The following is a 22,489-nucleotide window of genomic DNA, read 5'->3' on the forward strand; positions in this document are numbered from 1 at the left end:
AAGGGAGTGATGCTGTATGAAATCAATAAATGTAAATGGGAATATATATCATATTGAATCTGTTCCTTTTGAAGATAAGAGTGAGCAGGATGAAGAGGGATACTACGAATATTTTTACAAAGGAGTCAATTTATCGTTTCACTCGGACAAAGAAATAATTAAAGCCCGAATTTATGACGAGGAAGAAATAATATATTTCTTAAAAAATCCATCTCTTGCTTTTGGTAAAGATTTTGAAGCTATAAAAGTATATATAATTAAAGAATATGATGTAAATAAATTTAAAATTCCAGGTGAAAAAAAAGCCTATATAGAATTATAGCTATAATTCTATATAGGCTTTACCATGACCAATTATAATAAAACAGGAAAACTCACAAAGTACTTATGCCTGTGGGTGATGAAAGGAATGTATTCGAAATTGAGTAAATCAAGTGAAATAAGTAGATTTGAAAATAGATTCTTAGAAAATGTGATTGAAATAGCGGCTGTCACAGGGGCATTAGGAATCGGTGCATCAAAAGGCGGTGACAACATTTTGTGGACTGCGTCAATTGATTTGATTGCGTGGAAAGACTTACATAACAATGAAACGATTACAAAAGAAGACATACGACTTGCATGGTTGATGATGCAATTAGTTATTTTGGATAAACGTGATGTGATTTGTTAGGAGGTGAAGTTAAATGAGAAATGACTTAACATGGCCAGTACCGGATGAGCCAGTTTCAGCAGAATATATAAACAATGTGGGAAAAGAGATAGGGTATATATTTCCAAGTGACTATGTAGAATGTGCTACAAATAATAATGGTTCAGCTGTATTACCTTATAAATTTGAAATAGATACGATAACAAAGGTATTTGGAACTTTACTTTCTTATGATGTAGATAGTAGTGAATATATCGTTAAAGTATATAACCAGTATATTTCTACTCTGCCAAATGAATTGGTGCCATTCGCATTTGATCCAGCAGGAAATTTAATTTGTTTTGATTATAAAAATCATGAAGAAGATCCAATTGTCGTCTTTTGGGAACATGAGGGGGCATGGGAAAAGGAAACATTGATGGAAAGTGAAGGGATTACGGCTGAGGAAGCAGAGGAAGTAGCGAGAGAAAATGTATTCTATATTGCTAATAATTTTACGGAGTTTTTAAATAAGTTACATGATTAATAATATTATTAATATGAAATGGTTCGTATAAATGTAAGCAGTAATAAAAGGCGGGAGAACGATGGATTTAGAGCATCTAAAAAAAGATATTTGGTATGGAGAAGTTTCTAATCATACAATTGAAACTCTTAAGTCTAACTTAAGGGATAGTACAACAGAGACAGAATGCTTTATTTTAATTAACGAATTGTTAAAGTTAGGTGATTTCTCCGTAAAGGGGTTACTAATTGAACTTATGAATAGTACTGGAAATGAGCTTGTTTTGCATTTATGCACTAGACTATTTTGTTCAGTAGCTACTCACGATGATTTATTAGAAACGAATAATTTGAAATTCCTTTCAAGTGCTTCAGAGGATGGAGTTCATAATTTTGTAGTAAGTGCTGGTGAAACTCTTTCGTATCATGTAGTACCATATCTTTTAGCGTTACTAGAAGAGTGGGAAGATACCTTTGTTGAAAAAGCTATAAGAAATGAACTTTCATGGATGCTTGGAATGGAGGACGAGTATTATGAAGTATCGTTAGAAGAATTTAATGAAGCTTATTTTGGTTTTATCGAAAATAACGATACGCAAGAATACTATTATCGTAATAGACTATCTTTTCCTGGAGATTTGGCAAAGGAGTTAGTTTCGGAAGTTATGAGTTCTTTAAGAGATCGAACTACTTATAATGTTGTTACTATACCTTCCGTTTTATCAATTTGGAGTGGAATCAAATGTCCTATTCAATACGATACGATAATAACAAATGAAAAAAATAGAGAGTTGATGTCATATATTGATGTTCTAACAAAGAAAGAATGGAAGATTGGTAAAAAGTATTTTTATGGACATGTAGTCGTATAAGAAAACGATATATGTGATGAATATAAAACATTCTATGGCATACTGTTAAGGAGTGATTTTTACTTTAACGGAAAGCTTTAATAGAAGGTATTTTTTTATGTGGAAAAGTAAAAAAACAATTAGTAGCCCAATTAAATCTTAAAAGATATAAACACATTAAGAAGGTGAAAAAATGATACTACCAGAGGATTTTCGGGAGAAATGGGATGTTAATAAAGATGGCCCACTCATTACATTTCCTGAAAAAGAATTAATAAACAAAAACTTTTCAGCTGAAGTGAAACGATTTTTGTCTATAGGAGGCTTACCGGAAACACCGCCACCATATTTAGAATTTACTTCATCTCAGTCTTTCGTAAGGTCTATTATAAATGTATTTCATATGCCAGAAGAGTTTCGAAAATATTGGTATTTAGGAACAACAAGTTCTGGAGATCCAATTTGTATAATTGAAAAACAAGAAAAAATAGTATTTCTAAGTAATAGTGATGCGTATAAAGAAGTGTTTATGAATTCTTCTATACAACAATTTGCAGCATGCTTATTAGTATATTCAAAAATGATTGATAAGGCAGTAGAGATAAATGGTGAGGATGCCTTTATCGATAATAATATACCAGGGTGTACAATAAGTTGGTTGAAGGAAGAATTGAAAAAAATTGATGATAAGTGTATGGAAAAGGGTTCTTTTTGGTGTATTGAAATTGAGAGCTTATATGAATAAGTGGAAGTGAAAAGGGGATATTCCGGTATTTTTATAGTTGTAAAAAGTTATTCTAAAAGGGGTATGTTGGGTGAATCATAGACGCAAGAAAAAGAAGCCGAAACAAATAAGAAAAGAAGCTGTTCAGATAAAACCGATAGTAGAAGAAGAAAAACCACTAAAGAAGAGTAGTAACAAGTTGGTTGACATTCTCCTTGGTAGTCTTCTTTTCCCAATTCTTATATGGGCTGTCTTGGAGGGTTGTACAACACAAGTAAGCAAAGGGAAGACTTTCCTTATTATCGTTTTCTTTCTCTTAATTGCAGTAGGGTTATCTATGATAGGAGACAAATAAAGGGGGAGTTCAGATGTTTAAGAAGAAGGAGAAAAAAAACATTTACGTTAAACTTGTAAACACACAAGGGGAAATTATTCGAGAGTTTGATTGTACAGAGAAAGACTTGCGGAAAGTAAAAGAAAATGGTGCTGAAATTCGTGTGGTTGGAGATAACTCATATGAGATGGTAGCAACCGATGAACAACTAGAAAAACTAGCAAGAGCCGAAGCGGAAATCGAAGCAGAAATTAAGGTGTGGGAAGACGCTTTAAATGAGAGTTTGGATGAACGCGAAGAAAGAGAAGCAAGACAAAAGGAATTGAAAGAAAAGAATAAATGGAGTACAAAGAAGAAAGTAATCGTATTTGGACTGATATTCTTTGTATTTATTGGATTACCTATTATCGAAGGGTATCAGAATAGTAAATTAGTTGAAGAAGGTACATCATTACATGCAGAAATAGTAGGTAGGCATGTAGAGGAGGAATTCATATTTACACACCCAACATTAGTAGTTGAGGTAGATGGTAAAAAGCATAATGTATGGGTAAGTGAGGAGACGTATAACGGAGCAGAGTGGTTAGGTAGACTAAAAGTCATCAAAACAAAAGATGGTAAAGTGGAGAAAGACCCTAGATATGAAGGCGAAGACTTAATCACGAGTTATTAAGGGACTAGATAAGGGTAGAAGGAAATGGTTCACTAGTTGTTTTAAATAATGTAAGTGGAAAGACTCAATTTGAGGAATTTGAACGCGGGTCGTTTACAGAGGTTTCGAATAGTTTAAATGAGTTAATTTCTAGTTTGAGGTTACAAAAATAGTAAAGTGAAGAATGTTTATATGAATTATAGACCGGCTAGATGGGGTGGGAAAGTGGAATATAGTGGAATGGTTTCAGTTTGGTTTGGAATTTCTAAATCACTCCAAAATCTTGAGGATTATGTCGATATAGATTACACGATAGATGGTGATTCAGTTCATTCAAAGTTTGGGACGAGCTTTGAATTCGGTTATTATGATGAAGATAATATTGAAATTTGTTTTTATGAGAATAATAAAAGGGAAGTTGAACATATTTTAAGTGATTTTTCTTATAGTGAACGAATTATTCCTAAAATAAAAAAGCTAGTAAATGGAGATAGTTTAGCGAACGATATTAACTTTGTTATTGTTCTTTATGATTTTAAATATAATGAAGCGAAAAGAGAAGATATGTTTGATGGTTTAGAGGTTACATTTATTGGTTCTATGCCGTACAGGTAGTTTGTACAGAGTTGCTAATTTATTTCATAAATACATGGATAAACCTTATAAAGGAGGGATACGAATGCAAGCTTTGCCAAATTGTTTAGAAGAAGTTTTGGAAGAAGATATATATAAACGAGAAGATAAAGATCAGGTGAATGAAGTAATAAATAGGTTAGGTGTAGAAGTGTCTAATACATTTAGAGAGTTTTATCATCGATTTGCAGGACCATTTTGGGACGAGCACGTTCCTTATGAATTACTTGATATTATAGATGAAGAGAATAATATTGAATACTACACAATTATTGCTCGACAGGAACTAGGATTTCCTAATAAGTATTTAGTTTTAACGGAAATGACAGCGAATGCTGCATTGGTACTTGATAGTGTAACTGATAAAGTTTACTCAGTAAATTTTGAAGGTGGAGATGAATTACTTTTAAATGGAGAATTAAAGGAGAGTTGGCCAACGTTTTATGTGTTTTTGAAAGAGTATTTCAAGTGTTAAGTGTTGATGGAAGTTAACAATAGGTAGGGATACCTTAGTAATAAGTGTGAGAGGAATGACGGGTAAATGAGAGTAAACGATTCAGTTTTTGGAGAGATTGAATATAATTATGCTTGGGCTAAATGTATGCCTATAACTTTTATAGGCAATGTAACTGAGATTGATTTGATGATAGATGGTGAAGAAGATGGGATGTTTGATGAAGAGCAGTATGCAGCGTATCAATCATTAATAAAAAATTGGGAAGAGGTACAAATAAGTTTATTACAGTCTATATTAGACTATTACAAACAAAGGCGATGTGAATTAGGATATGATATTAGAGTGCAAGAAAATTATCCATTAGTTGAAACAACTGATCAAATACTAGAGATGATCAGTTTAGATGGTATTGTTGTTCCGTATGCAGATATTACGGAAGGACGAGAGGTTGGAATTACATTTAATTGTACGTGGGATATAGAAAATGGTGTAGGAGTTCGTTTATTAAATGAAAAGGTAATGGAAGTAGGTTATCAGGATATTATTTTTTAATATAAGTTAGGGGATATATAACCTGAATGAAAAAGGTGTCAACCTTTCTCGAATTGACACCTAGATACGAATCTGTTTAACATCTTACATACTTACGTTTGAAACCTAGTCTTCCTCTATCAAGTTCTTTCTGAATACTTTCGGAAGCATGTAACAAACTGCTTTTTTTATTAGCACGTTTGACTTCAACTATACCAACTTCTTTTGCAGTCTCGACTGCTTTTTCGTGTAGTGGTACATATGAAATTGCCACGGTGTTTAGGAAATTATTCATAGCAGATTTTGTTCGTTCTGGCGAATCATGGATCGTATTTTTCACCATTTCAAGCATATCGGAAATTTTAGTTTCGGAAAATTCATTGTCTTTGCGATTTCCTAAAAGCCAGCAGTAGCAACTCCAGCCCGCAGACATTCTAAGCTCGTCCCCACTTGCAATCCATTGATCAGCAACATCTTGTGCAATATTTGACTCCGATAAAGTTACTGCTACTACATAATCAGATAGCATATAAAAATACGCCCCATCCATCCAACGATTAAAATCAGATTCACTCATAGCTTTTGGATCTGCGATAATACCTGCAAAGTACATAGCATCGTAGTTGCCTGTGCCATAAAGTTCTTCAGCTAATTCTTGATTTAATTTTATTTTTTTAGCGATTGGTTTCATGGCACCTGTAGCTACGCCAAAAACTGGCTCATGCGCACCGTTAGATATGTATATTTTTTTCGTTCGTTCCTTACCTAGAGATTCAAGTTCTTGCATAACTGTTTTAAAATCCATAGTTGTGCAACTTCCTTTCTTCATGTGAAAGCCTTTTTAAGCCTTTCGTATTTCTTATGTTAATACTAATTGTATTCAAGAGGTATGTCTACCTTCTAAAGGTATCAAAACCAGTTAGTAATTTTGAAGGCTTTGATTTTGTAACTACTACAAGCTATCTATAATGGTAAGTAGGTCACTGTAAGGTAAGGGAGAATGAAAAGTATGTATAGTTTTTCCAATAAATATTTGGTATGATGGTGAATGGGAAAAATATACAAGTTGTTAGTGGTTCATAAAAGGGGGATTGAATTGAAAAGAACGCTTGAATTCGTACTAGGTTTAATTGGTGGCATTATAGGAATCATTATTTCCATATTATTAATAGTTGTAGCGTTTAATATTATGGAAGGTTTTGATTATGAACTTTTAGCTTATTATTCTATTATTTTAACGGTTCAAATAGGGTTGCTTATTTTATCATGTTTAGTAAACAAGGTTAATAATAAAGTTTATGGAGTTTGTATGATTGTGATTCCTATAGTTATGTTATTTATGTCATTATTCTTTTTACTTATTCCGACAATTTTACAAATTATATCTGGTTCATTTGCATTTAGAACATTAAAGTTAGAATCGAATGTAAGCTAAATGTAATTATTAACGTATGAATATTCAGTTTTTTAAACGTTTTCGTTTGCAGTTCAAATTAACATAAGGTACAAAGTTGTACGCTTTAGGAGGAGAAATAGATGATTATTTGGTCTGGTTGGGGTTTTTTAGTCGCAATTATTGTAATTATTAATACTCTTTTGGGTAAGGTTATCTTTGGATCTATAACGAGGGACGCTACATATTTTCAAGACCATAGTTGGCCAATGGCGGTAATGTTAATTATATCAGGGGTTATGTCTTGGTATTTAGGAAAATATATTAATAAGCCAAATGGGAAAGTTTATATAGATGCCGAAACTGGTGAAAAAGTTATGTTTAACAAAAAGCATTCACTATTTTTTATAAAAATGGAATATTGGGGACCGATTTTAGGAGTTATTGCGATTGTAACTTTATTTACAAGATAAAAAAGAGGATGGGTATAGTAAGAGTAATCTATTTAAGTAGAAGGAGAAATCAGTCATGAATGCAAAGAAACTACTAGGGGTAGCAGTTCCGGTCATGTTGTTATTTGGTTGTGGAGTGTCTGAGAAAACGAACACTTCTAAACAGGAGAAAACGGAAGAGTCTAAAGTAAAAGAATCGAAGTCTAATAGTAAGAAAGAAAAAGTTTCAAAGGAAGACTATCCTAATAAAGTGTATAAATTAGGAGTAGAGTTTGATAAGTCGTTTGCGGAGCATAACAATATTACAAGAGAGGTTTTTGACGGTAAGAAAAAGAAATCAGATGTAGTAGATAGTGTGAAAGAATTAAATAAAATGTTAGATAAATTCGAGTCGATAGATCCCCCTGCAGAGTATGTAAATCAACAAAAGGATTTTGAAAAAGCAATTGGTTATTTTAGAGAGTCTTTTTCTTTAATAAATGAAGTATTCACCCGAAAAGAAAAAAGAGAAAAAGGCGATAAAACTGATAAAGAGTTAATCGAGAAATCCGAAAAGTTAGTGAAAGAAGGAGATATTTACTGGCTTAAGGCATTCAAAGATCTTGAAGGGGATATTAAAATCGGTGATGGTACAGTATCTGTGAAAGATTTGAAAGAGTTAGATAAGAAAGCTGGAATTAATACGGATAATGTTATGAAGAATGTGAAAGATGGTACGGAATTAATCGGTAATTGGGGATTCAAAGGAACAGACGGTTTCATTATGTCACTCATTCTAAAAGGTGATAAGACATTTGAAACGTATGGTAAAGGTGAGTATCCAAATAAAAAGAATTATATTGAAGGAACTTGGGAATATGATAAGGAAGCTTTTACAATCTATTTACATCTCAATAAACGTTTAGTAGACGGTGTAGAAGATACAATTCAAAAAAAGAAAATAGCATATAAAGTTCAAGATTATGATGGGGAAAACTTACGATTATTTAATGAGACTTCATTCAATACAATTAAGTATGTGAAGCAAAGGTAAAGTTATGTAGGACTAGGTTTAAATGGCCTGGTCCTTAATTAAATTGTGGGAATGCAACGAATATTTTATCGTTGGCTTTGCCTATTTTATATCATGTTATTTTTTAATAAATTGATAAACGGAATTTAAATGTAAGTATGGGGAGTTGCTTATAAATGATAAAGAAATTTACTAGAGTAGTACTAACTACGGTGATGCCAATTAGTCTTATCATGGGCTGTGGGAATGCTGAAAAAACTAAAGTACAAGAGACGAAAGCGGTACAATCTGAGAAAAAGGATTATATGGATTACTCATATGGTAGCAAAGGTATATTAGTAAGTAGCAAAGCGAAAGAGCGTCAACAATACGAGGTTGGATTTATAGATGACAACAAGTTAATAGGAATTGATGAAAATATTGAGGACTGTATGATTTTAGATAATAAAGATGAAGCAAGTCTCGTTTGGAAACAAATAGAGCGTGGAGCTATTATTGAAGTGCAATATGGTAAGGATCGCAATGATATTGTAGGTGTACAATTAGTAGGAGACCGTGAGTCATACGAAATTAGTGATAAGTTTGATCGGAATACGATAAATGAGATTGTTGAAAACGTTAAAGGGAATTTGTAATAGATGTATTTCGATAGTATAGGGTCCCTTATCATGAAATTATGAATCAACGGCATTTTTTATATGAAAATGCCGTTGATTTGTATTGAAAAATAAGTGCTATTCTATAGTCTTGTAGAAAACACGTATGAAACATAAATGAATTATTCTTCGTTCAGCTGTGATGATCGCCGTAAGGTTATTATCCAAAATAAAAGAGCGCAAGCACTAACAGATACACCTAATATACATACTCCATCCCAACCATATTTTGCATACGTATTTGTTGAAAGAATTGCACCTGTTGCACTACCGATGGAATAAAAAATCATGTAACTGGCAGTGATTCGACTTCTTGCTTCGGGACGCACTGTGAACAGTATACTTTGATTGGTGACATGTACAGCTTGCACAGCTAAATCTAAAAGGATAATGCCGAAAATTAGTAAGAATAGAGAGTGGTTTATAAATTTAATTAGGAGCCATGAAAGTACTAATAATGATAAGGCTATGCCAGTTGTTCTTTGTCCGAATCCTTTATCAGCTAATTGTCCAGCTTTAGTAGCAGCTAATGCACCCGCCACTCCAGCAAGACCGAACGCACCAATAGCTGTATGGGAAAGATTATGTGGTGTAACACTTAGTGGCAATACTAAAGAAGTCCATAAAATACTGAATGAAGTGAAAATAAGCAATGCTAATATTCCGCGAATGCGTAAAAGTCGTTCTTCTATAAATAATAAGAGAACAGAGTAGATTAATTTTCGGTAAGACATAGTTGTCACTTTTTTATGTTCAAGAGTAGGTAAATTTCGGTGTAACAAAAAAGTTACGCAGAGTAAAAGGATAGCAGAGGTGAGATAAACGGACCGCCATCCAGCTAAATCCGTTAATATGCCTGCAAATGTACGAGCAAGGAGTATACCTATTACAACGCCACTTGTAACGAAACCTACTATGCGTCCACGTTCTGCTGGATTAGCTAAAATTGATGCATATGCGACAAGTGTTTGCGTAACAGTTGCAAGAATTCCTACTAAGGCCATACCTATAAAAAGTACGATGGTTGAGGGGGCGACTCCAATTATAATTAAAGCGATAACGGATAAAAGCATTTGGACAATTATTATTTTCTTTTGGTTTAATAAGTCACCAAGTGGAACGAATAAAAGTAATCCAAATGCATAACAAACTTGAGTAATAGTAATTACAATACCGATAGTTGAATGACTAATCTTAAATTCATTTGATAAAGAATCAAGTAGTGGATGAGCGAAATATATGTTTGCCACAGCCATTCCGCAAGCTATTGCGAATAATAGAGTCATATAACGAGACATTGTTGCATGAACAGGTGAATGTACCTGAGTGTGAGTATGTTTTCGAATAGTTATCATTTTTTCTTTACCATTCATAAAATCAGCTCCTTTTTGGATTATCGAAAATAATGTATCGAACGGTATGTTATTTTGTAAGTAAAATATAATCTTGAAGAAACATATATGTCAAGTGTATTTTGAGGTTAATGTGATTTTTTGACACATCGTTTATAATTTAATACGATATATACTATACTGATTGGTACACAAATGGTGATGTGTAATCTTAATAACTAGATGTAGAAAGGAGATTGTTTTAAATGGCACGACTACGCGAATTTGATGAAGAAAAAGCTTTGGATGCTGCTATGCAACTCTTTTGGGAGAAGGGATACGCAGCTACCTCATTAAGCGATTTAACTGCTAAAATGGAAATACAAAAGCCGAGTTTATATTCAGCCTTTGGTGATAAAGAAGGGTTATTTGAAGCAGCATTAAGGAGATACACAAATTTACATGCGGCTAATATACGAACAAAACTTCAAAACGAACAATCTGTAAAAGGAACAATTCGGACGTTTTTTGAAAATATAGTGGAAGAGGAATATAAAAAAGAGTTCAGTAGAGGTTGTTTTTGTATTAACACAATGGTCGAACTTGCTCCTCATAATGAAAAATTTGAAGTACTGACTAGAGAACATCAAATGTATCTTGCAGTTGTTTTTCAAGAATTAATTACGAAAGGAATTCGATCAGGAGAACTTCAAAGTGATTTGAACGCTAAAGCAGTAGCGCAAACATTAGTCACGTCCTTAATTGGATTAACAGTGTTAATGAAATCACGTCCAGAACGTTCTGTTATAGATAATTCGGTATCAATAATAGTATCGTTAGTAAAATGATCTTTGGGTGAGGTGTTAATCAGCAAATTAGATAATAAGAAAGTCGATTCCTTATTAACATAAGAAATCGACTTGTTATAATTATTTATATAGTAGATTCATAGTCTTGCAAGAGTGAGAATAGAAAGAGAGGTTTGAGATATTTACACGAACAGTGTAGGTATCGATTACAGCAATGAATACAATCATAAAAAAGAGTAATGGAACTATCAACAAGTTTAGTAATGTTAGGGAGCGCTCCTTTAGCAATATCAGCAGAAGAGAGTAAAAAAACCAAAAGATGATATTACAGGTGGATGGTTTGAAGGGCATATTCGTAAACTGAACAGTCTAGGAATTATGCAGGGTGAAGGAAATGGTGTATTTGCGCCTTATCGTAATGTAACAAGAGCTGAGTTTGCTGCATTAATTTCAAATGCTCTTCAATTACCAGAAGGAAATAAGTCATTTGTAGACATTAACAAAGCGCATCCGTCACTTCATAATGGTATTAAGCGAAGTGCAAGTGCAGGAATTATTAGCGGTCGTGGTGGAGGTATTTTTGACCCGAATGCACCAATCACTCGTGAAGAAGCATCGGTTATGATTGACAAGGCATTACAGTATAAAGGTGTTACAGGTAATTTAGTCACATTACCATTTACAGATCAACATTTGATCGCATACAAACAGCCTGTTCAGCGATTATACAGCTTACAGGTAGTTACTGGTGTTGGAGATAACAAGTTTAACCCTAAAGGGACAACAACTCGCGGTGAAGCAGCTGCCTTTTTAGTGAAGATGTTAAACTCTATGCAGAAATAAATGAATTGTATGTAGTAGTTTGTACTGGTACAAGAAAAAGTAATAAGGGTTTTAAAGGAGCTATCCAAAATGAAAATTTGGAACAGCTCCTTTTTATTTTAGCCTCTATGAAGCCCCTTCCAAGCCCCTTATAAGCACCTACCAAGTAATAAATCACTAAGAAAAAACAATACAAAACAAAAACAACTACAAGAACAAAAAAGCGCGAAAAAATAAAACCGCGTTGTAGTAGTTAAAAAAAGTTGGAATTCAACTGCAAAAACAAAGCGCTCATTCCTATATGTATATTGAAGGGTTGAATTCTGTCTTTTTATGAATAAAAGGAGGAGGGGAATATATGGCGGTGTACCGTAATGTGCAGGTGAACTTTTGGCAAGATGAATTTATATTAGATTTAACGCCAGAGGAGCGTTATTTTTACATATATTTGTTAACTGGTACGAAAACGAAGCAATGTGGAATTTACGTATTACCGATGCGAGTGGCAGAGCTTGAAACAGGCTACAGTATGGAGACTGTTGAGAAATTGTTGAACAGGTTTATTGAATACGGAAAGATTTTATACGATGCGGAAACGAAAGAGTTATACATAATAAATTGGCTACACTACAACCCTATTGTAAACACGAATGTAGAAAAGTGTGTGTTGCGTGAATTAAAGACTGTAAAAAATAAAGAATTCATACGTATGTTTTTACGTAAATGTCTGGAAGAAGAATGGAAGATTCCATTGTTGTTGCAGCATTTTGGTATGCCGAAAGAAGAGGATAATAGTAGTTTACAAGAAGTTGTTGAGGAGAAGGAAGAAGAGATAGAAGAGGATACGTCGCATAGTGAAGTTTATAAGTTTTACGAACGACATATAAGTAATCTATCTCCATATATCGTGAAGGAATTGAAGGAATGGATACAAATAGTTTCAGGAGAGACAGTACTAGAGGCACTTAAAATTGCGTTTGAACAGAATAAGCGAACGCTTGCTTATGTGAAGGGGATTTTAAGGAATTGGTATAAGAAAGGACGAGTAGATTTCATTGAAGGAAAAGAAGGTTTACATAAGAGAGCAGTATGTAGTTTGTATGATCCATAGTATGAGAAAGTATGGGTTTTTCAACTTTTCTAAAAGGTGCTTCCTTAAATAGAAGCGAATAGTTTGAGAAAGGAGGGGTTATATGGAAGTCGTCATAAAGAAGAAGCGAACTAGAGGTAAGAGAATTTTTATTTGGTCTAGTAGTGTCGTTCTTTTGTTAGTTATTTGTACAGTAATTTTTTTGAACATATATACGCTTAGTTCTGTGCCAAAGATAGATGGGACGATAAAGCTAGAGGATTTACAACATGCTGTTCAAGTAAAGCGAGATAGCAAAGGGGTACCGCATATTAAAGCGGAAAATGTACATGATTTATATTTTTCGCAAGGGTATGTACAAGCGCAAGATCGTTTGTTTCAAATGGATTTAAGTAGAAGGCAAGCTTCTGGGATGTTGAGTGAAGTTGTAGGGGAAGCAGCTGTTGATCGAGATAAGTTGTTTCGAACGCTCGGTTTACGACGAGCAGCCGAAGCGTCTGTTAGTCAATATGACGGGGAAGCGAAATATGCCTTGCAGTCATTTGCTGATGGAGTGAACGCTTTTATACGTGAGGCGAAAGCGGAAAAGAAATTGCCAGTTGAGTTTACTATATTAGGCTATGAGCCTGCTGAATGGTCTATTGTTGATACGTTAACGATTGGAAAGTATATGGCGTTTGATTTAGGTGGACATTGGCACGGACAGGCGTTTCGATATTGGGCGCTGAAAAATTTGCCGAAAGAGCAAGCAAATGAGCTATTTCCTACATATCCGAAAGATGCACCTAGATTGCTAGCTGAACTGAAGAATACAAATGTGGACGTAGCACAAAGTTTTGCAAAAACAATCATTCCCCCAGAGTTTAATGGTAGCAATAACTGGGTCATAAGCGGTGAGAAGAGTGCGTCTGGTAAGCCAATCTTAGCGGATGATCCTCATTTATCTCTTGCGACGCCTTCTATTTGGTATCAATCAAAACTTGAAACGAAAGATTTAAATGTAAGTGGCGTTATTTTCGCTGGTGTGCCAGGTGTTATATTAGGACACAATGACAAAATAGCATGGGGCGTTACGAATACTGGCCCTGATGTGCAAGATTTATATATTGAGAAGCGAAATCCTAATAATGAAAATGAATTTTTATATAACGATAAATGGGAAAAAGCTACAGTTGTTGATGAATCTATTAAAGTAAAAGGCGGGAAAACAATTCCGTATAATGTGACGGTTACGAGGCATGGTCCAGTCATTTCAGAGTTTGCGGATAAAGGAAAAGAGAAAACAAAAACAGTATTCGCTTTGAAGTGGACTGCTTTGGAACCTTCTGTTGAATTAAAGGCTGTATTAAATATGAATAAAGCGAAAGATTGGAATGAGTTTGAAACGGCACTTCAAGATTTTCATACTCCAACTCAAAACTTTGTATTTGCATCAAATGACGGCACAATTGCGTATAAAGCGAATGGAAATATACCAGTGCGTAAAAAAGGTGACGGGAGTTTGCCAGTGCCAGGGTGGACAGATGAATATGAATGGGAAGGGTATATCCCATATGATCAACTGCCAAAAGTAATAAATCCAAAACAAGGGTTTATTTCAACTGCGAATAATAAAATTGTAGATGATAATTATCCGTACCATATTAGTAATATGTGGGCGCAGCCATATAGACAAATGCGTATTCAAGAATTTTTACAAGAGAAAGAAAAGTATACGGTGAAAGATTTAGAAGAGTTACAGATGGATCAAAAAAATTTATATGGGAAAGAATTTGCTCCTATATTGTTAAAAGAGTTAAATAAAGCATCTTTAAATGAAGTAGAGAAAGAAGGCGTAAAACAATTAACAAAGTGGAATTTTAACGATAGTAAAGATGAAGCAGCACCATTAATATTCCATTTGTTAATGAAAGAGATTTCGAATACGTTATTTTCAAAAGAAATACCGAAAGATGTGATGGAGTTATTTGAAGGAAAGTCACAAGTTGTTGATGAATTGATTCGAAAAGAAGTAGCAGGAGAAAATAGCGCTTGGTTTACGAAGTACGGAGGCTTCACGGAAGTTGTGCATACATCGTACGAAAATGTAATGAAGAAATTGCAGAAGGAATATGGACCGAATGTTGCGGAGTGGAAGTGGGGCGATTACCATCAACTTGCTTTTACACATCCAATCTCAAAATCATCTAGTATGTTAGCACTACTTGCATTTAATCGTGAAAAACCAATTCCAATTGGCGGAAGCCAAGTTACCGTTCAAGCAGCGAATTACGCAGATAACGGTATTGTAAATCACGGAGCTTCTTGGAGATTTGTTATTGATACGAAAGATATGTCAAACGGTTATCATATTGTAGGGCCAGGACAATCAGGACATTTTAGAAGCGATTGGTATCATGATCAAATAGATGATTGGGTAAATGGAACGTATCATACGACTACATTGAATACGGAGGGGATAGAAGGTAAGGTGTTAAGTTTACAGCCGAAGTGATACTATTTCCACTGATGAAAACTTATAGACTAGAACATAACCCAGTTCTTAAATAATTTTAAAAGCCTACTATCAGTTAAATTGATAGTAGGCTATTGTATTTTAGAGGATAAGATTCAATAATTTTATTATGACAAAACAGTAAGTGTTTTAACATTTACTTATACGATAACGGGCCTTATTTACTCTGTTACAAAAGAAACCACACAAAGTGTTCTTTTTCTTTGTTACTCATTTTTATACATCGCAAAACATTTTGTTATTCAATAATTCCAATTTCTAGAGCCTTTTGAACAGCTTCTTCTTTGTTACGGACTCCTAGTTTTGTGTAAGCTGTGGAAGCATAATTTCTGACCGTACCATTGGATAAATATAACCTTGATGCTATAGTAGTGTATCGAAGTCCTTTTGCTACTAGCTGCAATATTTCTATCTCCCTAGCTGTTAGCTCATAAGCGGTTGCTTTTGATTGTGGTGTCTCTTTTTGCTCATCAAACTTCTCAAATATTTTGTGAGACATTCCCTGATCAATTAGTGTCCCACCTTTGTGAATAAGTCGGATTGTATTAGCTAGCTCCAACGTTTCAATAGATTTGAGCAAAAAACCATCCGCACCGTTGCGAAGTGATTCCAACGCCTGTTCGGTATCCTGAAAAGTTGTGAAAATCAATACGCGGATATGTGGCCATTGTTGCTTAATCTTTTTGGTTGCTTCAACTCCATCCATGTGCTGCATATCTAAATCCATAAGTATAACATGGGGTTGAAGGCGCCCACACAAATCGATGGCTTGATTGCCATCCTCAGCCAAGCCGACTACATTTAAATCTTCATATCTATCGAGTAGTGTCCTCAAACTTTCCCGAACAAATGGTTGATCGTCTACAATTAACAAACGAATAAGTCCATCTTTTATTTCAGTTTGTCGCGGTATGGTACATGTAACAAGCATTCCTTCCTCTGGCTTTGTATATACAGACAAATGACCTTGTAAATTCATTGCCCGTTCTTTCATCGCATTCATACCGAAGCCTTCCTGCCATTCTACATTTCCTTTTCCATTATCTTGAACTTCTAACCTCGTATATTGTTGTTCAAACTGCAATGAAACTATAATTTCAGTTCCCTGACCATGACGTACTGCATTCGTAAGGGACTCTTGTAAACAACGAATGAAGGCTATCTTCGCTTGCCGAGATAGTTGATATTCCTCTCCGAATATCCTAAAACTTACATTTACCTGAGCGTGCTCCTGAAACTTGGCTCCAAGATTTTGTAGAGATTGAATCAAGGAAGGCGATTGACACGGAGAATCCATTTGATGTAGGTAACCTCTCACGTCCTCAATACTTTTACGTCCCATTTCAAGCAAAGAATCTAGCCTCTGTATACCGATTTCAGTAGCAAGTTCGGTACGCAACGTTTCCATCCCCATAATAATAGAAGTATAAGCGTGACCAACTGTATCATGAAGCTCGCTCGACAGTCTGTTCCGTTCTTCTGCCAGTGTAATACGTTCAATCTGAGACATATATTGCTCAAGTACCGCGTTTTGTTTACGAATCGCTTCATTTTGCTTATGATTGACGATTAATAAATGGAAAGCGAAGCCCATTACATAAGCAAGTCCATAGTAGGTAACCATAATCCAATAACTATTACTTGGCGCAACCGCATAGAGAATTCCAGTTGTTATAAAAACTGTTGTTGGAGCTGTCCAATAATAGGAAAAGTGCTGACTATTCGCAGCAATCAGAAAAACAGATATAAGAAATGTAACGTTAGCTCCCGGAAATAAAGAAGTTAAATATATACACAGTCCACCATATAGCAGTATTTCTGTGAACAAGTAATATTTGTAATTGAACAATAAGGCTACCCATGGAATCGAGAAGGCAACAACCTCCCAAAAAATAATAATCCAAAGTGGCAATGTTAAACTAGCCTGAAAATCAAATGTGGTTATGGCGATAGAGACACTAACAAGTATACGGACTCCTAACATAATCCAATCGTACCAAAACCAATACTTAACCATATCTAACAAGTCATTTACCCCCTAAATAGCCTACCTTTTTACTTCCTATATTATAAATTAATCCTTCATACATTGTTGTACTTTTTAATTTTACACTACAATTCTCTCATAGAAGGTAAACTTCTATTGATTTAGTTGCCGGATCATACTACGTGTATAGCCCCCAATTTTCTTTGTCAAACGGTCTACTATTCTAATACTTATGGCGGTAAATACTATACCCATAAACATTACAAAAAGTGACTTGGCAAAAGTATCTATCTGTATGAATATAATATTCATTTCGATGTAGTGATACAGTAGTGGTGCCAACAGCAACATAAGTGGCATTACATAAAAAATGATTGCACTAATGAGACTGAAAATACCAATTACTAATTTCTGCATTAGCCAAAAGACAGCAGACCAAGTGCGACGATCAGTAAGCACTAATTTCACCTGAGCCCAGTTCGATGTATCTATTGTTATATTTCTATCATAAGAGTCTGTTGAAATATTTGTATAAATTTTCGTCTGTATGCGCTCGAATTGGATAAAAGGTGTAGTAGTCTGTAGTACGCGTATAACTAGTGGAATCCCAATTACCGTAAATGAAAGGGTGAAACTGAATAGCAGAGCTATTAGATAAAAACAAAAATAAAACAATCCTGTAACGAAAGTTAGCAATAAAAAATAACCATTCTGGATGAATCTTGATTTCATAAAGTTCTCGCTCCTATCTATGTAATAACCGAATTGTACTGCTTTTTTTGTCATGCTCACTAGTGTAAAAGTGTCATATGACATTTCTAAATGATGCTAAAAAGGGGAGAGTAACCTACTTCTGGTTAAAAAAGATGCTTATATGAATCACCATAAAACAATCCCGTTCTTGCAGATGCAAGAAGGGATTGTTTTGTACTTTTATCCCACTTTAATGGGCAGTAAGACCCCCACCTCAAAATGCAGCGAAAGCAAAGAATTTAGGTGGGGGATCAACTGCCCATAAAAGTCCGATTGGTTCAACTAATAATCAGTGGGGGATGAAGAAAATCCCCACTGATTAAAGTTTCACTTTATTTAATATGAGATGGACTTGTTTTTCGAATATGAAAAATAATATCAAATTGCTCAAGCAATGACGTATCAAAGTATGCCGATTCGTTCGGTAAGAGTCGTGCCCCTATACTTAGTAATGGTCTTTTTGCTTTAACCCATTTCTTTGCTGGTCCTTTAAGGTGACGGTTATCCAATAAAAACATTTTATATGGTACTTTTCCGAGGGTATAATTGAAACTATTTACATCTTGTGGAATCGGATCCGTTATAATCTTATCTCCGGTGTCATTGTATAAGGTGAAATTCCCCTCCGTAGTTGTACTGCCAATTGTGACATAATTATTGTCTAAACGTTCCTTCAAATACTGCCCCGCAACATAAGGGTATAATTTCTCATCGATAATTCCTTTAGCTATATGAATATTGTGTCCCCATACCATCGTTTTACCACCCAATGTCTCTTGTGCCCACATTGCATGATCGGCCAAGTATTGCTCATGTAGCTTTAACATACTTGGATAGTCGTTAGGAATTAGCATTGTGGTATATTTCTCTATTACACTTGCCGTTGCTTTCGCCCAGATGTACTCAGGTGAAACTAATTCTGTTTTGGCTTGCCCATTCTCATCTTTTAGTAATTGGACTACTCTCTCAGCGTTTGCTTTGAACTTTTCTTTTATTTCAGGAGCAAGATTCATATATTCCTGTAAACCTCCATTAAAAGCCGACAATTCTTTATAATTTTCTTCTACTTCTGCCAGCAAATCTGGTCGATGCAGCCTTACATAATCAATTACTTTATTAAAGCAACCTTGGTCCAACTCCTTAAAGTCAAGCCCAATAAATTGAATCTTTTTTTTATTGGATGGATTAGCATTATAATCTTTCATCCACTCAATCATGGCTATAATTTCATCAGTAGGATATAACAAGTTTAAAAATTCCCTAGGATTTCCTTTTCCTGTTTGGATATATTCATTTAACTTTAAGCCGTTTCCCCAATCTTCTTCCATTGTGAAATTTGTAAAACCCATCTCAGTAACTAAATATTTCACAAGTCGAAACTTCATAGTGAAAATTTCAGAGCTTCCATGAGTATTCTCTCCTAATCCTACATATTGTGCGCTCCCAATCATTTTCTTAAGTGGTTTTAAATCCTCAAATGATTTTGTCGGCTCTATCGTTTTTAATGGGTAAGCCTGTGATTGTATTGATTTAACTATATTTTTTTGTATGGATTGACCTGAATTTTCGACTGCTACTGTTTGAGCCTTTCCTACTTCTACACATCCTGTGACTAATAAAGCTGTACTAACCATTGCAATGATTCTTTTCTTATTCATTTTTTTCCACCTCAATTGAATTATTTGTAAAAGCAAGATTGATTCATTGTACTTGCACGAATCAATTGCCTTAATTCAATTGTTATTTATTCCATATCATATTTTCTAGTTACATATTGTCATAAGGTTAATTGACACAGGTCATTTGCTAATCATTACATTTTTGTACTATCGGCTATGACAACTTATAAATAATAATTACATTGATGAGTCGTAAGTAAGACTAGATTATAAATTTGGGAGGGATTTTAAAGATGGATTAATCTGTATGCCAAAATGTTTTTATTCTAAGTTGTGTCTGTGGAAATGATAAGAAGTAAATTCGATAAACAAGTGAATAAAAGGGGAAGGGCGGATTACAATGATATTAAACGTAAAATCGTTCCACAATAAAGATAAAATCCAACGTGCTAAAATAGGACTTCAACTCTTTCTGAGTATTTTAATCATTACTTCTATTATCCTAAATGTAGTAGTAATAATTACGAAAAGTATGCCGCTTATTGTGGTATATATGTTTACCCCAGCAATTTCCTCTATTTTGACTCGCATAATACTGAAAGAAGGGTTTAAAGATGTATCTTTTAGTCTCGGTAACTTAAAGATATGGAAGGGGATCGGTTTTGCTCTGCTAATACCTATGATTATTTGTGGAATTACTTATTCTATCGCCTGGTTGAGCGGAATTGCGAGGTTTCAGCATCCCGAAGGTGGTATGTTAGAACCGATATACAATATGTTTGGACTGCAGTATGTAACGGCACCATTCAGTTTCATTTATCTAGTAGTATTGAGCGGCATTTTCGGAAGTTTGCTTAGCTTAATCCCAGCTTTGGGAGAAGAAATGGGTTGGCGAGGTTATATGCTCACAAGACTAGTCGATGCAGAGTTTTCACGGCCCATCCTTATTAGTGGATTGATTTGGGCAACGTGGCATGTTCCAATAGTTATTGCTGGTCTATATGTAGCGGGACCATCTGTCGTTCTTTCAGTACTTGGTATCTATCTTTGTATTGTGCCATTCGGTTATATTATAGCTTATTTACGACTTATCACAGGTAGCATTTGGCCTTCGGTTATCATCCATGCTACTTGGAATGCCATTATTCAAGGACCTTTCGCACGTGCAAGTACAGGATATCAAACTGAGATTTGGATTGGAGAATCTGGCTTGATAACCGCTAGTATTATCTTAATTACTGCAATAATTACGTCTCGAATAGTAAATTTCACTAAATAGCATACGGATGTGTTTTAAATTCAATTAGTGAAATATGAGGAGGCACAATTATGAATGTTCAAAGACATGAAAGTAATACAAACAAAAAACGAATATAGATAAAAATTTAATTATACGAAAAAGCAGATTCAGTTAGGGTATCAGAAAAAATTAAATAACTTTAATTGTAAAAAGATAAGAAAGGAGCGGAAATACGCTCTTTTTTTATTTACCTTACTATTTTTAGGAGGTTAGTATGAATAAGATATGGATAAAGGGTGAATAGCATTTTTATTGATGAAATTTCATTAAATATTCTTGTGGAATATATGTGAAACATTGTATAGAATAAGCAAGAATGCCAAAAATTATAGGGGGAAAGTTGTGAAGAAAAATAAGAGTTTAATAAGTTTTTTAGGAGTGTTTATTATGTTGTTTTCTTTTTGTTTTCAAGGAAATATACAGGCAGATGTGAATACTGTTCAATCAGGAAAGATAAAGTCAGGGAATGTAACGGTATGGGAAGTTGGAAATGTGGCGAAAGTGTTAGCTGATGTAGAGCGCTTAAATTTAAATACAGTAAATGTACCGATTCAGGTAGATATTCCGAATGTAACTTCTACGAACATGGTAATTAATCAAGCGCAAGAGCAACAGGCTATTCTTTTAATTCAAGAATTATTAAAGCGTAATATTCAAGTTATTGTGGAACCGTTCCCATATATTCAGCAAGGAAATGTTGGGGAAACGGAATGGAATCCGAGTAATATTAATGATTTCTTCTGGAATTGGAAAACGGTTATTCTACAAGACATCTTTAATTCAATTACAAGTAAATACAATGTGTACGGGCTCAAGATTGCTTCTAATTTTGTGAATATGGAATATGCAGAAGGATATTGGAGCGATACGATTGATTTCGTCCGTCAGCAGTATAAAGGAAATGTTTTGTATCAAATGAATTGGTGGTTAACAGCAAGCTTTGATCCTTCTTATGAAGCGAAGTTTAAAGAGAAAATCAGTCGTCCGTATTTAAAAAAGGTGGATATTGTAAGTATTGATAGTTGGTTTGAAGTTTCAGGAAAAAGAAATCCAACATATGAAGAAGTAAAGAAAAGTTTATTTGCGACGACAGTGTATAATCGTGGGCAAAATGTTGTGCAGCAGTTGGAACAATTACATAAAGCAACAGGAAAGCCCGTTTATTTTGGTGGATTTAACGTTCCGGCGCGTGAACTTGGACTACAAAATCCGTGGAATCCAGATGTATCTAATGTGTTTTCAAAGGACGTACAATTAAACGGATGGCGTGCTTACCGAGATGTATTAGAAACGAAACCGTATTTTAAAGGTTTTTCAATTTGGTTTATTGGCTCTCATAATAGTACGCATGCGTATCAAATACATAGTAAAGAAGCAGAGGCAGTTATTAACGGCTGGTACCGAAAATAATT

23 protein-coding genes and 3 pseudogenes are annotated in these 22,489 nt (G+C 34.4%); 21 read left to right on the forward strand and 5 right to left on the reverse strand.

Features of this window, described 5'->3' with window-relative positions; genetic code table 11:
- The first annotated feature begins 16 nt into the window (after window positions 1-16).
- The 11 genes and pseudogenes from ACLBWW_RS18175 (at window position 17) to ACLBWW_RS18225 (ending at window position 5,359) form a co-directional block, all read left to right on the forward strand.
- Window positions 17-322 (forward strand): hypothetical protein, encoded by a 306-nt coding sequence (locus ACLBWW_RS18175; RefSeq protein WP_002110762.1) that lies wholly within the window; start codon window positions 17-19, stop codon window positions 320-322.
- Between the two features lie 78 nt (window positions 323-400).
- A pseudogene (locus ACLBWW_RS18180) lies at window positions 401-667 on the forward strand (DUF7021 domain-containing protein); the annotation flags it as partial.
- Between the two features lie 19 nt (window positions 668-686).
- Window positions 687-1,178, forward strand: coding sequence for an SMI1/KNR4 family protein (locus tag ACLBWW_RS18185; protein WP_048544716.1), 492 nt, complete (start codon window positions 687-689; stop codon window positions 1,176-1,178).
- A 61-nt stretch (window positions 1,179-1,239) separates the two neighbouring features.
- Complete coding sequence (gene imm47, locus ACLBWW_RS18190; protein WP_098069136.1) at window positions 1,240-2,028, forward strand: Imm47 family immunity protein; 789 nt, start codon at window positions 1,240-1,242, stop codon at window positions 2,026-2,028.
- 172 nt (window positions 2,029-2,200) lie between these two features.
- Window positions 2,201-2,752: an SUKH-4 family immunity protein gene (locus ACLBWW_RS18195; protein WP_098633726.1), complete on the forward strand. Its 552-nt coding sequence runs from the start codon at window positions 2,201-2,203 to the stop codon at window positions 2,750-2,752.
- Window positions 2,753-2,822: 70 nt separating this feature from the next.
- Window positions 2,823-3,086 (forward strand): hypothetical protein, encoded by a 264-nt coding sequence (locus ACLBWW_RS18200; RefSeq protein WP_098079549.1) that lies wholly within the window; start codon window positions 2,823-2,825, stop codon window positions 3,084-3,086.
- A 13-nt stretch (window positions 3,087-3,099) separates the two neighbouring features.
- Window positions 3,100-3,738, forward strand: a complete 639-nt coding sequence (locus ACLBWW_RS18205; RefSeq protein ID WP_098633725.1) for a hypothetical protein — start codon at window positions 3,100-3,102, stop codon at window positions 3,736-3,738.
- Between the two features lie 8 nt (window positions 3,739-3,746).
- Window positions 3,747-3,890, forward strand: a pseudogene (locus tag ACLBWW_RS18210) (SecY-interacting protein Syd); the annotation flags it as partial.
- Between the two features lie 19 nt (window positions 3,891-3,909).
- Entirely contained in the window at window positions 3,910-4,332 is a 423-nt protein-coding gene (locus tag ACLBWW_RS18215; protein ID WP_048544725.1) for an immunity 22 family protein, read from the forward strand.
- 64 nt (window positions 4,333-4,396) lie between these two features.
- Entirely contained in the window at window positions 4,397-4,825 is a 429-nt protein-coding gene (locus tag ACLBWW_RS18220) for an SMI1/KNR4 family protein (RefSeq protein WP_048544727.1), read from the forward strand.
- A 66-nt stretch (window positions 4,826-4,891) separates the two neighbouring features.
- Window positions 4,892-5,359: a DUF6985 domain-containing protein gene (locus tag ACLBWW_RS18225; RefSeq protein ID WP_048544729.1), complete on the forward strand. Its 468-nt coding sequence runs from the start codon at window positions 4,892-4,894 to the stop codon at window positions 5,357-5,359.
- 76 nt (window positions 5,360-5,435) lie between these two features.
- On the opposite strand, the gene ACLBWW_RS18230 is transcribed toward ACLBWW_RS18225, so the two are convergent.
- Complete coding sequence (locus ACLBWW_RS18230; protein WP_447614153.1) at window positions 5,436-6,143, reverse strand: DNA alkylation repair protein; 708 nt, start codon at window positions 6,141-6,143, stop codon at window positions 5,436-5,438.
- A 291-nt stretch (window positions 6,144-6,434) separates the two neighbouring features.
- Here ACLBWW_RS18230 and ACLBWW_RS18235 point away from each other — a divergent pair, with 291 nt between their 5' ends.
- The 4 genes from ACLBWW_RS18235 to ACLBWW_RS18250 all read left to right on the forward strand — a co-directional run bounded on the left by ACLBWW_RS18235 (window position 6,435) and on the right by ACLBWW_RS18250 (window position 8,830).
- Window positions 6,435-6,773 (forward strand): DUF4064 domain-containing protein, encoded by a 339-nt coding sequence (locus ACLBWW_RS18235; protein ID WP_048544733.1) that lies wholly within the window; start codon window positions 6,435-6,437, stop codon window positions 6,771-6,773.
- Window positions 6,774-6,874: 101 nt separating this feature from the next.
- Window positions 6,875-7,204 carry a hypothetical protein gene (locus ACLBWW_RS18240; protein ID WP_048544735.1) on the forward strand — a complete coding sequence of 110 codons (330 nt, stop codon included), beginning with the start codon at window positions 6,875-6,877 and terminating at the stop codon, window positions 7,202-7,204.
- 55 nt (window positions 7,205-7,259) lie between these two features.
- Window positions 7,260-8,216 (forward strand): DUF3994 domain-containing protein, encoded by a 957-nt coding sequence (locus ACLBWW_RS18245; protein ID WP_447614154.1) that lies wholly within the window; start codon window positions 7,260-7,262, stop codon window positions 8,214-8,216.
- Window positions 8,217-8,371: 155 nt separating this feature from the next.
- Window positions 8,372-8,830, forward strand: coding sequence for a hypothetical protein (locus ACLBWW_RS18250; RefSeq protein ID WP_098069131.1), 459 nt, complete (start codon window positions 8,372-8,374; stop codon window positions 8,828-8,830).
- Between the two features lie 143 nt (window positions 8,831-8,973).
- On the opposite strand, the gene ACLBWW_RS18255 is transcribed toward ACLBWW_RS18250, so the two are convergent.
- Complete coding sequence (locus ACLBWW_RS18255; protein ID WP_447614155.1) at window positions 8,974-10,224, reverse strand: MFS transporter; 1,251 nt, start codon at window positions 10,222-10,224, stop codon at window positions 8,974-8,976.
- A gap of 224 nt (window positions 10,225-10,448) precedes the next feature.
- Between ACLBWW_RS18255 and ACLBWW_RS18260 the strand changes: the two genes are divergently transcribed.
- The 4 genes and pseudogenes from ACLBWW_RS18260 to ACLBWW_RS18275 all read left to right on the forward strand — a co-directional run bounded on the left by ACLBWW_RS18260 (window position 10,449) and on the right by ACLBWW_RS18275 (window position 15,397).
- The gene (locus ACLBWW_RS18260) at window positions 10,449-11,030 is read left to right on the forward strand and encodes a TetR/AcrR family transcriptional regulator (RefSeq protein ID WP_447614156.1); all 582 of its coding nucleotides are present in this window, start codon (window positions 10,449-10,451) and stop codon (window positions 11,028-11,030) included.
- 258 nt (window positions 11,031-11,288) lie between these two features.
- Window positions 11,289-11,834: pseudogene (locus ACLBWW_RS18265) on the forward strand (S-layer homology domain-containing protein); the annotation flags it as partial.
- A 337-nt stretch (window positions 11,835-12,171) separates the two neighbouring features.
- Window positions 12,172-12,924, forward strand: a complete 753-nt coding sequence (locus ACLBWW_RS18270) for a DnaD domain-containing protein (RefSeq protein ID WP_048544746.1) — start codon at window positions 12,172-12,174, stop codon at window positions 12,922-12,924.
- Between the two features lie 82 nt (window positions 12,925-13,006).
- Window positions 13,007-15,397, forward strand: a complete 2,391-nt coding sequence (locus ACLBWW_RS18275; protein WP_098222030.1) for a penicillin acylase family protein — start codon at window positions 13,007-13,009, stop codon at window positions 15,395-15,397.
- 259 nt (window positions 15,398-15,656) lie between these two features.
- On the opposite strand, the gene ACLBWW_RS18280 is transcribed toward ACLBWW_RS18275, so the two are convergent.
- The 3 genes from ACLBWW_RS18280 to ACLBWW_RS18290 form a co-directional block, all read right to left on the reverse strand.
- Window positions 15,657-17,444 (reverse strand): response regulator, encoded by a 1,788-nt coding sequence (locus tag ACLBWW_RS18280; protein WP_447614157.1) that lies wholly within the window; start codon window positions 17,442-17,444, stop codon window positions 15,657-15,659.
- A 114-nt stretch (window positions 17,445-17,558) separates the two neighbouring features.
- On the reverse strand, window positions 17,559-18,137 hold the full coding sequence (locus ACLBWW_RS18285; protein ID WP_048544752.1) for a sensor domain-containing protein: 579 nt from the start codon (window positions 18,135-18,137) through the stop codon (window positions 17,559-17,561).
- 353 nt (window positions 18,138-18,490) lie between these two features.
- Window positions 18,491-19,816 carry an erythromycin esterase family protein gene (locus tag ACLBWW_RS18290; protein ID WP_262720875.1) on the reverse strand — a complete coding sequence of 442 codons (1,326 nt, stop codon included), beginning with the start codon at window positions 19,814-19,816 and terminating at the stop codon, window positions 18,491-18,493.
- A gap of 361 nt (window positions 19,817-20,177) precedes the next feature.
- Here ACLBWW_RS18290 and ACLBWW_RS18295 point away from each other — a divergent pair, with 361 nt between their 5' ends.
- Window positions 20,178-21,056: a CPBP family intramembrane glutamic endopeptidase gene (locus ACLBWW_RS18295; protein WP_048544756.1), complete on the forward strand. Its 879-nt coding sequence runs from the start codon at window positions 20,178-20,180 to the stop codon at window positions 21,054-21,056.
- Window positions 21,057-21,419: 363 nt separating this feature from the next.
- Window positions 21,420-22,487 carry a glycoside hydrolase family 113 gene (locus tag ACLBWW_RS18300; RefSeq protein WP_098222037.1) on the forward strand — a complete coding sequence of 356 codons (1,068 nt, stop codon included), beginning with the start codon at window positions 21,420-21,422 and terminating at the stop codon, window positions 22,485-22,487.
- The last annotated feature ends 2 nt before the right edge of the window (window positions 22,488-22,489 follow it).

It is taken from the genome of Bacillus sp. M5A3_1b, assembly GCF_053345335.1.